Below are 13,876 nucleotides of genomic sequence, written 5' to 3'. Positions count from 1 at the left end.
ATAAGCACCATCAAAGCGGGATGTCCTCCAGAAGATCCGTCACCATCGCGGCGATCGGCGACCGCTCCGACCGGCTGAGCGTGACGTGGGCGAAGAGCGGATGGCCCTTGAGCGCCTCGATCACCGCGGTCACCCCGTCGTGGCGCCCGACCCGCAGATTGTCGCGCTGAGCCACATCGTGGGTGAGCACGACCCGGGAACCCTGACCGATCCGGGACAGCACGGTCAGCAGGACCCCCCGCTCCAGCGACTGGGCCTCATCCACGATCACGAAGGCGTCGTGCAGGCTGCGCCCCCGGATGTGGGTCAGCGGCAGCACCTCGAGGATGCCCCGCGAGGTGACCTCCTCCAACACGTTCTCGTGCACCACCGCGCCGAGCGTGTCGAAGACCGCCTGGGCCCACGGCGACATCTTCTCCGACTCCGAACCGGGCAGGTAGCCCAACTCCTGACCGCCGACGGCGTACAGCGGGCGGAACACGATCACCTTCTTGTGCCGGCGACGCTCCATCACCGCCTCCAGGCCCGCGCAGAGCGCCAACGCCGACTTGCCGGTGCCGGCCCGCCCGCCCAGCGAGACGATCCCGATCGACTCGTCCAGCAGCAGGTCGAGGGCGACCCGCTGCTCGGCCGAGCGGCCGTGCAGCCCGAACGCCTCCCGGTCGCCCCGGACCAACCGCACCGACTTGTCCGGCAGCACCCGGCCCAGCGCGGAGCCCCGCCCGGAGTGCAGCACCAGGCCGGTGTGGCACGGCAGCCCGGCCGCCTCGTCGACGTCGAGCGTCTCCCCGGCGTACAACGAGGAGATCTGCTCCTCACCCAGCTCCAGCTCGGACATGCCGGTCCAGGTCGGGTCGCTGGCCTGGCCGTGCCGGTACTCGTCGGCCCGCAGGCCCACCGAGGCGGCCTTGACCCGCAGCGGCATGTCCTTGCTGACCAGCGTGACGTCCCGCCCCTCCGCGGCGAGGTTGAGCGCCACGGAGAGGATCCGGGCGTCGTTGCTCTCGGTGCGGAAACCCGGCGGCAGGACCCCGTCGTCGGTGTGGTTCAGCTCCACCCGCAGGGTGCCGCCGACGTCGTTGGCGGGCACCGGCGTGTCCAGGCGGCCGTGCCGGATGCGCAGTTCGTCGAGCATCCGCAGCGACTGCCGGGCGAACCAGCCCAGCTCCGGATGGTGCCGCTTGCCCTCCAACTCGGTGATGACCACCAGCGGCAGCACCACCTCGTGCTCGGCGAACCGGTGGAACGCCGCCGGATCGGAGAGCAGCACGGACGTGTCCAGGACGAACGCCTGGCCTGCTGGTCGCGGCTCCTTGGGGTCGGCCGGCGCGGTCGCCGCCGTACGGCGGCTCCTGGTGGCACGGCGGGTCGTGGCAGTCGCGGCCGGGGTCTGATCGGCACCGGCGGTGGTACGGCGAGTCGTCACAGGCCTGCTCCGACGGATGGGCACCCGCCACCCGTGTTCCGCCTCCTCCGGTGCCCGGGGACACGGGGTCGGATGCGGAACCCCGTGTGCGAGGTCGCAGATCCGGGCGGACCGGCTGGCCCGGGAGAACCCCGTGCCATGCCTAGACGCTAGCGGCGGCGGCCCGTCGCGGCTAGAGGGCGACCGTGGATCTTCGGGAGACGAGCGGTGAACGCCGCGCACGCCGGTCGGGCGGGCGCGGCGGATCCGGCCGGGATGCATGCCCCCTGCGCGCATCCCGGCCGGTGGGGCCACCGTCACCGGTCTGACGTGACCCCGACGGTGCGTGTCCGCCGCGGACGACGCACCGCGATCATGGCGCCGGTCGGCGGGTCCGCGCTGGTGGCGGCCCGCCGGCCGGCTCAGCCGGTACGTCGAACGAGCGTGCCGGTCGGGTGCCGCCCGGTGATCGGGGCGGCCGGCGCGGTGAACGACGAGCCGGTGTAGGTGGTGCCGGGGCGGGCCACGGTGCCGGCCGAGCGCACGACACCGGCCGGGGAGACCGACAGGGCGGAGGCGATCGCCGCCTGGGCGTCGCGTCGCCGCCGGTTCCAGGCGCCCCGGTCACCGTCGAAGTAGCCCTGCCGGTAGCCGAAGCGGTAGCCGATGCGGTAGCTGAGCTGCCCGTGCAGCCGTCCGGCCGCGTAGCTGGTGGCGCCGAGCACCAGGACGAGGAAGACCGCGAGGAACGGGCTCATCGGGCGGCCCCGGCCCGGCCCGGTCGCCGGATCATCGCTCCTCCGGCTCGACGGTGGTGGGGTCCGCGACCAGCAACCGGTCCAGGTCGTCGGTGCTGACCTCCTCCACCAGTTCGACGCTGATCCGGCAGCCGTCCAGCACGACCTCGGCCACCGAGGACCGGCGGATCTCGCCGCCGGCGTCGTACACGCGGACGCTCAGCTCCGGGCAGCCGAGATGGGTACGCCAGGCGTTCCACTCGGTGCGGTCGCCGACGCTCAGCGACAGATAGCGGCAGCCTCGGGCGAGGTAGAGGCGCCAGGGGGCGGTCAGCCCGGCGGCGACCCCCTCGGCGATCAACCCGAAGGCCTGGGCGCGGGTGGCGAGCTCGGTCACCACACCCCCTCTGCACCGGGGGCGTGACGCATGTGAGCACCAGTCGTCTCATGCACGTGACACACCGTAGGTTGTCCCATGAGCGTGACAGTATCAGCTTTTCGTCCGTTTACCTTCACCACTACGGGCATCTATTCTGCCCGGGTGACACCCCTCAAGAGTGGCGCTGGATCGTTTACCGGAAACCCGAGGAAACCGTCACGTTCACGTGACAGTGGCGCGCCCGGGCGCGCGCCCGCCGCCGCCTCGCCGTACCGTCACGGGGTGACCGAGACGGCCAATGCGCGGAAGATCGCCTTCGCCACCTTCGTCCGGCGCGCGCTCGACGAGGCGCGGGCGACGCGGGCCTGGAGCGGCACCGAGGTGTCGCGGCGCACCGGCGTCTCCCGGCAGACCATCAACCGGTGGGTCCGGGGCGACTGGGCCAGCGACCCGGAGGCCGAACGGGTGGTCGCCTTCTGCGAGGGCCTGGGCCTCAATCCGGCCGCCGCCTTCGCCGCGCTCGACTGGGACCGCACCGCGACCGGCCCGCGCGCCGGCCAACCCGCCCCTCCGATGGACCCCGACGTGGAGGCGCTGCTGCGCCGGCTGGTCGACCCCGACGTCTCGGACGCGGAGAAGTTCCACATCCGCGAAACCATCAGATACCTCGCGTACCGCCCAACGTTGCCGGTCGATGTCCGAAAAAGAGGGAATCAAGCAGGGTAGTTCCTCAGATGGCGAAAGAACGCCTGGTCAGGTTCATTCGTTTCGCTCCGGGGCCGGAACGGGCACGCTAGCGTCCCTACTCGTACTGCTTGGGCTCGTCATCGGCGGGGGGACGGGACAAGGCCGAACCCAGCCCTGCGGGACAGAAGGAGGGGTCTGTCCATGACCCTGAAGTGGTTGGCAGTCGTGGTCGCAACCGTGTCGATGACACTGGGGGCGACCGGCAACGTGGTGACCCTCGTGGTCAATGGCGGGCAGCTTCCGCTGCTCGTCAACCTTCTCGTGCTCACCAGCGCCAGCATGGCGGTCATCCTGGCCGTCGTCGCCGAGCTGCACGAGCGCCTCAACGACCGGATCAGCGCACTCACCGAGTTCCTGGTGGCACGACTCAACGAGATCGAGAACCACACCGGGGACCGCAACACCGGCTTCGTGGAGGGCTACCTGCTGAGCCACGGCCAGGAGGCGGCGGTGGTGCCGTTCGGGCGTCGCGGACGGGGAGCCGCCGAACGGTGACCGTGAGCCGCCGAGCGCGTCCGCTCGGCCAGGAATGAGCCCCCATCGCCGGGGTACGCTGACGCGCGTGCCGCCGTTGAATCTGGGCAATCAGCAGCCGAGGACCCCGTTGAACGCCGACCAGGCCTGGCGAACCACCGCCGACCGGGCCGCCGGGACGGTCCTCTTCTTCGACTTCGACGGCACGCTCGCGCCCGTCGACGACGACCCGACCGCGGTACGCCCCGCACCGAAGGCGCTGGCCGCGATCGAGGCGCTGGCCCCGATCGTGCAACGGGTCGCGATCGTCTCCGCCCGACCGGTCGAGTTCCTCCGGGTACGCCTCGGCGGACTGGCCGGCGTGGACCTCTACGGCCTCTACGGCCTGGAGCACAGCCACTCCGGTGGCGAGACCGTCACCGAGCCCGCCGCGCTGCCCTGGGTGCCGACCATGGCCGAGCTGGCCGACCTGGCCCGTACGGAGCTGCCGCCGGGCACCCTCGTCGAGTTCAAGCGGCTCTCCGTGGCGCTGCACTGGCGTACCGCGCCGCAGCTCGGCTCGACCGTCCAGCAGTGGGGGCAGGCCCAGGCCGACCGCCTGGGGCTGCGGGTGCAGGCCGGGCGGATGGTGCTGGAGCTCAAGCCCCCGGTCGACCGGGACAAGGGCATGGTGATCGGCGAGGTCGTCCGGGACGCCACCGGCGCCTGGTATTTCGGTGACGACGTCTCGGACATCAAGGCGTTCGCCGCGCTGCGCGCCCGGGCCGCCGCCGACCCGCACTTCTTCGGCGTCTGCGTCGCGGTCGCCAACCCGGAAACCGGCCACGAGGTGGCCAACGCCGCCGACCTCACCATCGAGTCCCCGGCCGCCCTGGGTGACTTCCTCACCCAGGCGCTCACCCACCTGCCCTGACGGGCTCGGCTCAGGCCCCGTAGCGGCGCTGGCGTGTGGCGTACGAGCGCAGTGCCCGCAGAAAGTCGATGTGCCGGAAGTCCGGCCAGTTGAGTTCGCAGAAGTAGAACTCCGAGTGCGCGGACTGCCACAGCATGAAGCCGGACAGCCGCTGCTCACCGCTGGTGCGGATGACCAGGTCGGGGTCGGGTTGGCCGCGGGTGTAGAGGTGCTCGGAGATGTGCTCGACGTCCAGCACCTCGGCCAGCTCCTCGATGGTGCCGCCGGAGGCCGCGTGCTCCAGCAGGAGCGAGCGGACCGCGTCGGTGATCTCCCGCCGGCCGCCGTAGCCCACCGCGATGTTGACCTCCGCGCCGCCGCTGCGCTCGCGGGTGCGCTCCTCGGCGCCCTTGAGCGCCGCCGCGGTCTGCGCCGGCAGCAGGTCGAGCGCGCCGACGATACGCAGCCGCCACGGGTTGCCGTCCTCGGCCAGCTCCACCACCAGATCCTCGATGATCTTCAGCAGTGGATCCAGTTCACTGGCCGGGCGGCGCAGGTTGTCGGTGGCCAGCAGGTAGAGGGTCACGTGCCCGATGCCGGCCTGGTCGCACCAGCCGAGCACATGCTTGATCTTCGCCGCGCCGACCCGGTGCCCGTCGTTCGGGTCGACGAAGCCCATCTCCCTCGCCCAGCGGCGGTTGCCGTCGCACATCACCCCGACGTGTCGGGGCACCGGCTTACCCGCGAGCTTCGCCGTGAGGCGGCGCTCGTACACGGAGTAGATAAGGTTCCGCAGCGTCATCACCTAGCAGCGTAGCGACCCGCCAGCCGGATCACCGCCGGGGAGGCCGATCCCCGCCGGGCAGACCGGCACCGATCATGGCCAGGGTGCGGGCGGTAAGCCGCCCGTCACCCAGCCCCAATTCGACCACGTCGTCGAATACCCGGTCGTCGCGGCGCGCCGCCCGCACCGCCGCGTCGACCACCCTCCGTCGTCGCGCCAGCCAGGCGGCCACCGAGCTGTGCCGCAGATGGGTGCCGAGACGGCGGCGCAACCCGTCGGCATAGCGGCGCGCGGCGGTCTCGGGCGCGCGGGCGGCCGCCGTACCGGCCAGCGCCCCGGAGAGCAGCGCGTAGAAGATGCCCTCCCCGGTGAACGGATTGATCAGCGACAGCGCGTCACCGGCCAGCAGCGTCCGACCCTGCCCCGGCGCCGGCCGGTGGGTGGACAGCGGCAGGTGGTGGGCGCGCAGCGCGGTCACCGTCGCCAGATCGGTGCCGGGCAGCAGCGCGGCCAGCCGATCCAGCAGGTAACCCCGGCTCAGCGGCTCGCCGCGCAGCACCTCCCCGTACCCGACGTTCGCCCGCCCGTCGCCGATCGGAAAGGACCAGGCGTACGCCGGCCAGCGCGCCTGCGACGTGACGATGAGCTGCTCGGACGGGCCGGGCAAGGCCGGCGCGTACCCCCGGATGGCCAACGCCAGGTGCCGGTCGGGGTTCGGGCGGTGGCCGAGGGCGCGACGTACCACCGAGCCGGCGCCGTCCGCGCCGACCACCACCCGGCCGGACACCTCCCCGTCGAGCACCACCCGGTCCGCCCGGGGCTCGACCCGGCGCACGGCGTGCCGCCGCAACTGCGCGCCGGCGGCCACCGCAGCCGCCACCAGCCGCGCGTCGAAGACCTCCCGGGGCACGGTGTACGCCGGTCGGGGCAGCGCCCGCGCCACCGACCCGCCACCGGGGGCGACCATGCGCAGCGCGGGCAGCGGGGCGTAGCCGGCCATCGCCTCGGGCACCCCCAGCTCGGCGAGCACATCCACCGAGTGGGCCGCGATCCCGTCGCCGCACGCCTTGTCCCGGGGAAAGTCGGCCCGGTCCAGCAGCAGCACACTCGCACCGGCCCGGCGGGCCGTCAGCGCGGCTGCCGCTCCGGCCGGCCCCGCCCCCACCACCACCACATCGAACTCGTCGCCCACCGTGCGCCTCCCTCCGGCCGCCGCGACTGCTCCCGCATCGCCCCGACGATCCACCCGCACCACCCACGCCGGCCGTTGTGACCGGCGCCACCCCGCCATCCTGCCCCCTGCCCGCCCGCGCAGACCGCACCGCGCGGCGCTGATGGCTCCCGGTCCTCGTCCGAGCACACCGGTCGGCAAAGGCCGGCACATCTGTCCACGCGCCTGTAGACCTGCCCCGCATCTGGGGCATCGCTCCCTGTGGTGCGCCGTCGTGTTCGTGCTGGAACCAGGAAGTAGTGGTGTCGGCGTACCGATGAGGCCACTACTTCCTGCATCGAGCACGATCTAGGCGCGGCGCGGCGCGGCGCGCGCCGCGCGAGGCGGTCCAAATCTGGGGCAGCTCTACAGGGCCGGACCACACGGTGCTGGGTCCGGGCCGCGAGACGGCCGACCCGTCGGGTATCGGGTCGCGCCGGTGTCAGGCCGGCACAGAGTCGTCGGCGCGGGCGGCACGGCGCAGGCCGTACAGGGCCAGTGTGGCGGCGGCCAGCAGGGGGGCACCGTCGCGGACCAGGCCGTCCACCCCGAGGAGCCACCAGCACAGCGGCAGGTCCACCGCGAGGACGGCGACCGTGACGACGACAAGCAGGCCACGCGCCCAGTCCTTGCCGCGCATCAGGAAGGCGGTGCAGAACAGCACCGCGTAGCTGGCCGTGATGCCCGCGCCGAACCAGAGCAGCACGGCCGGCACGGCGGTCAGCCGACCATCCAGGATGGAACCCCCGGCCACCAGGGCCGGCACCAGCATTAACGGGCTGTAGGTGAAGGCCGCCACCCGGCTGGTCAACAACCAGGCACTGGCCTGTGGTCGGCGTGGAGGGGTTTCCCGCCAGGAGATGCCGTCGCGGTCGATGACCAATCGTGGCCGGTGCCGGACGAGATGCTCGGCGAGCGCCGATGAGCGGTAGAGCAGCCAGACCACCGCCACGCAGAGCGCGGTGAGCACGGCGAAGCCGAGCAGGCCGGGCAGCGGCGGCACGCCCTGCCGGGGCACGATCAGCCGGCCGACGGCGAAGATCGTGGTGACCGCGAGGATCAGCCCGAACGGGCGGGCCACCGTCCGACCTCGTCGCACGTGCCCGATCAGCAGCAGGAAACCGAACGAGCGCAGCATCGCCCAGCCGGTCCGCACCGCCAGCCCGAAGCCCTGCTCCGGGGCGTACCACCAGTTGAGCAGCTCGACCACGACGGTGGCCGCCGCGGTCGTCGCGAGCAGGAAGGTGAGCACCCGGACGGCGGACGGCCGCCGGACCTCGGTCTCGGCGGCCGTCCTCATGGAATCCGATGATGCCCGCGAGGGGCTTCCTTCACACCTACCGCTGCGGCTGTGCGGCGTCCAGGCGGGCGCGCAGGGCGTCCAACTCGGCCCAGAGCACGCCCGGCAGCTTGTCACCGAACTTCTCGAACCACTCGTTGATCAGCGGCAGTTCGTTGCGCCACTCGTCCGGGTCGACCTTGAGCGCGATCCGGACGTCCTCCGGGGTCATGTCCAGGCCCTCGACGTCCAGCGAGTCGGGTGCCGGAACCATGCCCACCGGGGTCTCGACCGCGTCGGCGGTGCCCTCGATCCGCTCGACGACCCACTTGAGCACCCGGGAGTTCTCCCCGAAGCCCGGCCAGAGGAACGAGCCGTCCGGGTCCTTGCGGAACCAGTTGACGTAGTAGATCTTCGGCAGCTTCGCCTCGTCGCCGTCGTTGCCCTTGCCCATCTCGATCCAGTGCCGGAAGTAGTCGCCCGCGTTGTAGCCGATGAACGGCAGCATCGCCATCGGGTCGCGGCGGACCACGCCGACCGCACCGGAGGCGGCGGCCGTCGTCTCCGACGAGAGCGTCGCACCCATGTAGACGCCGTGCACCCAGTCGCGGGCCTCGGTCACCAGCGGGATGGTGTCCTTCCGGCGTCCACCGAAGAGGATCGCGTCGATCGGCACGCCGTTCGGGTCGAAGTACTCGTCGGCGAGGATCGGGCACTGGGTGATCGGGGTGCAGAACCGGCTGTTCGCGTGTGAGGAGAGGCTGTCGCTCTCCGGCGTCCAGTCGTTGCCCTTCCAGTCGATCAGGTGTGCCGGCGGATCGCCCATGCCCTCCCACCAGACGTCGCCGTCGTCGGTGAGACCCACGTTGGTGAAGACCGAGTTGCCCCGGTCCAGCGTGCGCATGGCGTTGGCGTTGGTCTTCCAGTCGGTGCCGGGCGCGACGCCGAACAGGCCGTACTCCGGGTTGACCGCGTACAGGCGGCCGTCCGGGCCGAACCGCATCCAGGCGATGTCGTCGCCGATGGTCTCGACCTTCCAGCCCGGGATGGTGGGCTCCACCATGGCCAGGTTGGTCTTGCCGCAGGCCGACGGGAAGGCGCCGGCGATGTGGTGGACCTTGCCCTCCGGCGAGGTGATCTTGAGGATCAGCATGTGCTCGGCGAGCCAACCCTCGTCCCGGCCCATCACGCTGGCGATCCGCAGCGAGTAGCACTTCTTGCCGAGCAGCGAGTTGCCGCCGTAGCCGGAGCCGAACGACCAGATCTCCCGGGTCTCCGGGAAGTGCGAGATGTACTTCGTCTCGTTGCACGGCCACGGCACGTCCTGCTGACCGGGGGCGAGCGGCGCGCCGATCGAGTGCAACGCGTGCACGAAGTCCGCGTCGGTGCCCATCGCCTCGAGGATCCGGGCACCCATCCGGGTCATGATCCGCATGGACGCGACCACGTACGGGCTGTCGGTGATCTCGACGCCGAACATTGGGCTCTCGGCCTCGACCGGGCCCATGACGAACGGGATGACGTACATGGTGCGACCCCGCATCGAGCCGCGGTACAACTCGGTCATCGTCCGCTTCATCTCGGCCGGCGCCATCCAGTTGTTGGTGGGGCCGGCGTCCGCCTCGTCGACGGAGCAGATGAAGGTGCGCTCCTCGACCCGGGCGACGTCCGTCGGGTCGGTGCGCGCGTAGAACGAGTTGGGCTTCTTCTCCGGGTTCAGTCGGATCAGCGTGCCGGCCTCGACCAGCTCATCGGTGAGGCGACGCCACTCCTCGTCGGACCCGTCCACCCAGACGACACGGTCGGGGGTTGTCAGTTCCGCGACCTCACGGACCCAGGCAAGCAGTTTCGGATGGGACGTCGGGGCCTGATCGATACCCCGAACAACAGCCGGAGCAACCATGACACATCTCCTTGTGGTCGACGCTGACCGATCTATGGGATGCACGAGTCTCAGCGGCGCGATGCGTCGCTTCGTGGAAACCTGGGATTGGGCTCAGCGTAAACCGGGCAGCCTTCCGAGTCAGTGGGACTGGTTGTGAAGAACTGCACAAGGTACGGCCACGCTGCGGTATCACGAGCTGATACCCGCTTTCCCGCGCAGTTTCACGCAAATCTTGTTGTGCACCCCGGCCGACGTGAGGTGCGGTCGGGCCGTGGACCTGCCCCGCCGACCGGTTGGTGGATTCCCGTTCGGAGGCGCGTCAGTCCTCCCACTTGGTTACGCTCTGTGCAGCGGCGGCGCACCCGGCGACGGGCCGGCACGAGCGTCGACGCCCGCTCGTCGTTGCTCCCCCGCTGACTGGTCACCAGCCGGTAGGCTCGGCCCGTGGCCGCCACAATGACCGGGGAGCAACCGGGCCCCCGGCAGACCCGACGGGGTCCGGTCCGCGTGCTGCTCGACCGCTTCGGTCATCTCTTCCGCGAGTTGAGCAAGTTCGCCACCGTGGGCGGGATCGCCTTCCTCATCGACTTCGCGCTGTTCAACTACCTGACCACCGTTCGCGGTGTCGAGCAGGTGACCGCCAAGACGATCTCCACGGTGATCGCGGCCACCGTCGCCTTCGTCGGCAACCGGTTCTGGACCTGGCGGCACCGCCAGCGCAGCAACCCCGCCCGCGAGTACGCGCTGTTCTTCTTCTTCAACGCGGTCGGCCTCGGCATCGCGGTGGCCTGCCTCGCGATCAGCCGGTACGGGCTGGGCAGCATCTGGCCTGCGGTGTTCCAGACGCAGCTGGCCGACAACATCGCCAGCTTCGTCGTGGGCACGGGCCTCGGCACGCTGTTCCGATTCTGGTCCTACCGGCGGTTCGTCTTCGTCGAAGCGGGAACCCGAACCGTTCCGCAGGTGAAGCACGACCGTGACCACGGGGCGTGACCTGCCGCCCACCTCGTCCAGCCGGTGATCGCCGGCCTCTCCGACTGCCCTAAGGTGTTTCGCATGCGTCTTGTCCGTCTGCTGCCTGAGCGCTGGCAGAAGTTCATCCACGAGGCGCTCAAGTTCGGCATCGTCGGCGGCATCAACACCGTCATCAATTACGCGGTGTTCAATGTCCTTGCACTTACCGTTTTCGTCAACGGTCAGTTGAAGGCGACCGTGATCGCGACCATCGTCGCCACGATCACGTCGTATCTGATGAATCGCCACTGGACGTACCGGGATCGCCCGAAATCGGCACTTCGCCGGGAGTACGTCCTGTTCTTCCTGTTCAACGGGGCCGGCCTGCTGATCGAACTCGGTGCCGTGGCGGCGGCCAAGTACGGGCTCGGCGTACACGGCCTGCTGGCACTGAACGTAGCGAAGACCGCCGGCGTCCTGCTGGCCACCCTGTTCCGATTCTGGTCCTACCGGACCTTCGTCTTCCAACCCGTCGTACCGGCCAAGGAAGAGGCGAAGCCCGAGCCCACCTGGAACGGCCTCCCGCGCGACGAGTGGGACACCATGGCCGAGATGGACCCGGTCGCCGAACTCGCCGAGTCGGTCACCGAGCTGGAGGAGGCGGAGGCCGACAAGCGACCGGACCCGAGCGCCGCCCCGACCGTCGCCGCCAACCCCGGCCCTGTCGGCGCACCCGTCCAGGGGCGTCCCACGCCGCTGCCCGCCGGCCTCACGGCCAACCTGGACGCGGAACTGGCCGCCGAACTGCACGCCGGCACGCGCCGCTCGCCCCGCCGGTGACGACGCCCGCCGCCCGCTCCGGCACCGGGGCTTCCGCCGAGCTGTTCTTCGAGGACCTCGTCCCGGGGCTCACCGTCGATCTCGGCGTGGTCACCGTGGACGGCGACGAGATGGTCGCCTTCGCCCGCCGGTTCGACCCGCAGTGGTACCACGTCGACCCGGAGCTGGCCGGTGCAAGCCGGCACGGTGGCGTGATCGCCAGCGGCTTCTACACGGTCAGCCTCTTCATGCGGGCGTACGTCGACCATCTGCTGTCCCGGGCGGCGGCGGACGCCTCCCCCGGCCTGGAGGAACTGCGCTGGCTCGCCCCGGTGCGCGCCGGGGACCGGCTCGCCGTACGGGTCGACGTGATGGGCGCCCGGCCGTCGACCGCCCGCCCCGGGCTCGGTACGGCCACCCTCACCGGCACCATGCTCCGCCTCGGCCCGGACGGTCGACCCGAGCAGGAGGTGCTGCGGACCCGGTTCCGTGGCTGGTTCGCCCTACGCCCGACCGCGACGGAGTCAGCCGAGACGGACCCGACCGGGACTGACCCGGCCGGGACGGACGCTGCGCAACCCGACCAGACCGAACCCGCCCGGGCCGAGGCCCGCCCGACCAGGACCGAGCCGACGGGGGCCGGACCGACCGGCTGAGACCACCCCGGCGCGCGTACGCCGGAACGATCTCAGCCGTTCGGGATCAGGTCGTGGTGTCGCGCAGCGGCTTGCCCTCGCGCATGTCGGCGAGGATGTCGCGCATCTCCCCGTCGCCCAACGAGTGCTTGTCGTGCTGCGCCTCGACCAGCTCGTACAGGGCGGTCTGCACCTGGCTGACGCCCGGCACGTCGGCGAGCACCGACTGGCCGCGCTCGCCGGCCGACTCGATGGTGAGCGTGCCGCAGCCGAGCAGCCGCTCGAAGAAGTGCTGGTTCATCGAGTGGTCGTTGATCCGGGTGAGCGGGAGGTCCCGTCGATCCCGGGAGAAGACACCCTGCTGCAGCAGGACGCGCTCGTTGGTGAACAGGTAGTGGGTGGTACGCCAGACCAGGAACGGCCACAGACCGAGCCAGAGCACCGCGACCAGGGCGATGACCCCGATCACGGCCAGGGCGATCGAACCGCCGCCACTCTCGGGCAGCAGGAGCACGCCGACCACCACCGCGGCGATGGCCAGCACCAGCACCACGATCGGCCGGATCAGGGCCTTCCAGTGCGGATGCAGGTGCAGCACGACGTGCTCGTCCTTGGTGAGCACGTCTTCGGGAAACGCCACGACAACCTCCAACGCCATTTTCTCGACGCGCAGACGGTAAACCCCCCAAGCCCCACCACAACATCCGCCACGCGGCCCCCACCAAAGGGTGGGAGGGCCGCACCGTCAGCGCAGGTGGAGGACGTCACCCGCGGTCAGGGTCCGGTCGCCCGTCGGGGTGGTGAGAATCAGCTGGCCGTCCGGGTCCACTCCGGTGGCGGTGCCGGTCTGGGTTTCGCCGTTGGGGAGCAGGACGCGCACCTCACGGCCGACCGTGGCGCAGGCCGCCAGATAGGCGTCGCGCAGCCCGCTGGCCACGGCGTCCCCGCCGGCGACACGCCAGCGGTCGTACCAGTCGGCGACCGAGCGCAGCAGCGCCCGCAGCAGCGGATCCCGGTCGGTGGCCGCCGCGCCCGCCAGTTGCAGTGAGGTGGCCGGCAGCCCGGTCGGGTTCACCGGCAACTCGTCGGCGCGCAGCGTCACGTTGAGCCCGACGCCGAGCACGATGGCCGGCGGCTGGGCCGGCGAACGCCCGGGCACCGCCTCGGCGAGCACCCCCGCGCACTTGGCGTCGCCGATCAGCAGGTCGTTGGGCCACTTCAGGGTGGCGTCCAGCTCGGCCAGCCGTTGCACCGCCTCCACCAGCGCGACGCCGGCGAGCAGCGGCAACCAGCCGTACCCCGTGGGTGGCGCCGCCGGCCAGCCGCGGTCCGGCACGGCCTCGCCGGGCCGCAGCAGCACGCTCGTCGCGATGCCGGCGCGCGGCGGCGACTGCCACACCCGGCCGCGCCGGCCGCGCCCGGCGGTCTGCCGCTCGGCGACCACGACCAGGCCCTCCGGCTCACCCGCCGCGGCGGCCTCGGCCACGTCGGCGTTGGTGGAGCCGGTCTCGGCGTGCAACTCCAGCCGGGCCCACGGCCCGTTCGGCGCGACCAGCGCGCGCCGCAGCCGGGCCGCCGACAGCGGCGGGCGGTCCAGATCGGTGTACGGGGAGCCCGACATCCCGCCAGCCTACGGCGGTGACCGGAGCGGCACTGAGGCGTACTGCACAGCCGCG

Annotated in this window: 15 protein-coding genes; 6 read left to right on the top strand and 9 right to left on the bottom strand. The window is 71.4% G+C overall.

Annotation, left to right across the window (positions count from 1 at the left end; translation table 11 throughout):
- Positions 1-10 precede the first annotated feature (10 nt).
- From AB0H52_RS05680 to AB0H52_RS05670, 3 genes are all read right to left on the bottom strand, one after another.
- On the bottom strand, positions 11-1,426 hold the full coding sequence (locus tag AB0H52_RS05680; RefSeq protein WP_151491823.1) for a PhoH family protein: 1,416 nt from the start codon (positions 1,424-1,426) through the stop codon (positions 11-13).
- 401 nt (positions 1,427-1,827) lie between these two features.
- Entirely contained in the window at positions 1,828-2,163 is a 336-nt protein-coding gene (locus AB0H52_RS05675; RefSeq protein WP_074316807.1) for a hypothetical protein, read from the bottom strand.
- Positions 2,164-2,194: 31 nt separating this feature from the next.
- On the bottom strand, positions 2,195-2,539 hold the full coding sequence (locus AB0H52_RS05670; protein WP_151491824.1) for a hypothetical protein: 345 nt from the start codon (positions 2,537-2,539) through the stop codon (positions 2,195-2,197).
- Between the two features lie 264 nt (positions 2,540-2,803).
- Here AB0H52_RS05670 and AB0H52_RS05665 point away from each other — a divergent pair, with 264 nt between their 5' ends.
- From AB0H52_RS05665 to otsB, 3 genes are all read left to right on the top strand, one after another.
- Positions 2,804-3,247, top strand: a complete 444-nt coding sequence (locus AB0H52_RS05665) for an XRE family transcriptional regulator (protein ID WP_151491825.1) — start codon at positions 2,804-2,806, stop codon at positions 3,245-3,247.
- A 162-nt stretch (positions 3,248-3,409) separates the two neighbouring features.
- Positions 3,410-3,763, top strand: coding sequence for a hypothetical protein (locus AB0H52_RS05660; RefSeq protein ID WP_151491826.1), 354 nt, complete (start codon positions 3,410-3,412; stop codon positions 3,761-3,763).
- Between the two features lie 67 nt (positions 3,764-3,830).
- Positions 3,831-4,655 (top strand): trehalose-phosphatase, encoded by an 825-nt coding sequence (gene otsB / locus AB0H52_RS05655; RefSeq protein ID WP_151491827.1) that lies wholly within the window; start codon positions 3,831-3,833, stop codon positions 4,653-4,655.
- A 10-nt stretch (positions 4,656-4,665) separates the two neighbouring features.
- Here the strand turns inward: otsB and AB0H52_RS05650 are convergent, their stop codons facing one another.
- The 4 genes from AB0H52_RS05650 to AB0H52_RS05635 form a co-directional block, all read right to left on the bottom strand.
- Complete coding sequence (locus AB0H52_RS05650; RefSeq protein ID WP_151491828.1) at positions 4,666-5,436, bottom strand: isoprenyl transferase; 771 nt, start codon at positions 5,434-5,436, stop codon at positions 4,666-4,668.
- Positions 5,437-5,467: 31 nt separating this feature from the next.
- Positions 5,468-6,610, bottom strand: a complete 1,143-nt coding sequence (locus AB0H52_RS05645) for a geranylgeranyl reductase family protein (RefSeq protein WP_357945457.1) — start codon at positions 6,608-6,610, stop codon at positions 5,468-5,470.
- A gap of 460 nt (positions 6,611-7,070) precedes the next feature.
- Positions 7,071-7,928, bottom strand: coding sequence for a hypothetical protein (locus AB0H52_RS05640; protein ID WP_151490568.1), 858 nt, complete (start codon positions 7,926-7,928; stop codon positions 7,071-7,073).
- A gap of 37 nt (positions 7,929-7,965) precedes the next feature.
- Complete coding sequence (locus AB0H52_RS05635; RefSeq protein ID WP_151490569.1) at positions 7,966-9,810, bottom strand: phosphoenolpyruvate carboxykinase (GTP); 1,845 nt, start codon at positions 9,808-9,810, stop codon at positions 7,966-7,968.
- Between the two features lie 426 nt (positions 9,811-10,236).
- Here AB0H52_RS05635 and AB0H52_RS05630 point away from each other — a divergent pair, with 426 nt between their 5' ends.
- The 3 genes from AB0H52_RS05630 to AB0H52_RS05620 all read left to right on the top strand — a co-directional run bounded on the left by AB0H52_RS05630 (position 10,237) and on the right by AB0H52_RS05620 (position 12,221).
- Complete coding sequence (locus AB0H52_RS05630) at positions 10,237-10,785, top strand: GtrA family protein (protein WP_225854568.1); 549 nt, start codon at positions 10,237-10,239, stop codon at positions 10,783-10,785.
- Positions 10,786-10,848: 63 nt separating this feature from the next.
- On the top strand, positions 10,849-11,586 hold the full coding sequence (locus AB0H52_RS05625; protein WP_151490591.1) for a GtrA family protein: 738 nt from the start codon (positions 10,849-10,851) through the stop codon (positions 11,584-11,586).
- Positions 11,583-12,221: a MaoC/PaaZ C-terminal domain-containing protein gene (locus AB0H52_RS05620; protein ID WP_151490570.1), complete on the top strand. Its 639-nt coding sequence runs from the start codon at positions 11,583-11,585 to the stop codon at positions 12,219-12,221. The genes AB0H52_RS05625 and AB0H52_RS05620 overlap by 4 nt, the downstream gene beginning before the upstream one ends.
- A 46-nt stretch (positions 12,222-12,267) precedes the next feature.
- On the opposite strand, the gene AB0H52_RS05615 is transcribed toward AB0H52_RS05620, so the two are convergent.
- Both AB0H52_RS05615 and AB0H52_RS05610 read right to left on the bottom strand, forming a co-directional pair.
- A complete protein-coding gene (locus AB0H52_RS05615; protein ID WP_151490571.1) occupies positions 12,268-12,840 on the bottom strand; it encodes a PH domain-containing protein in 573 nt (190 codons plus the stop codon).
- Positions 12,841-12,945: 105 nt separating this feature from the next.
- Positions 12,946-13,821 (bottom strand): biotin--[acetyl-CoA-carboxylase] ligase, encoded by an 876-nt coding sequence (locus AB0H52_RS05610; protein WP_357945453.1) that lies wholly within the window; start codon positions 13,819-13,821, stop codon positions 12,946-12,948.
- Positions 13,822-13,876 lie beyond the last annotated feature (55 nt).

Origin of the sequence: Micromonospora sp. NPDC050695 (assembly GCF_040654415.1) — a bacterium.
Taxonomy (GTDB): Bacteria; Actinomycetota; Actinomycetes; order Mycobacteriales; family Micromonosporaceae; genus Micromonospora.
The sequence above is the reverse complement of the archived record's forward strand: the minus strand, read 5'-3'. Positions and strand labels throughout refer to the sequence as shown.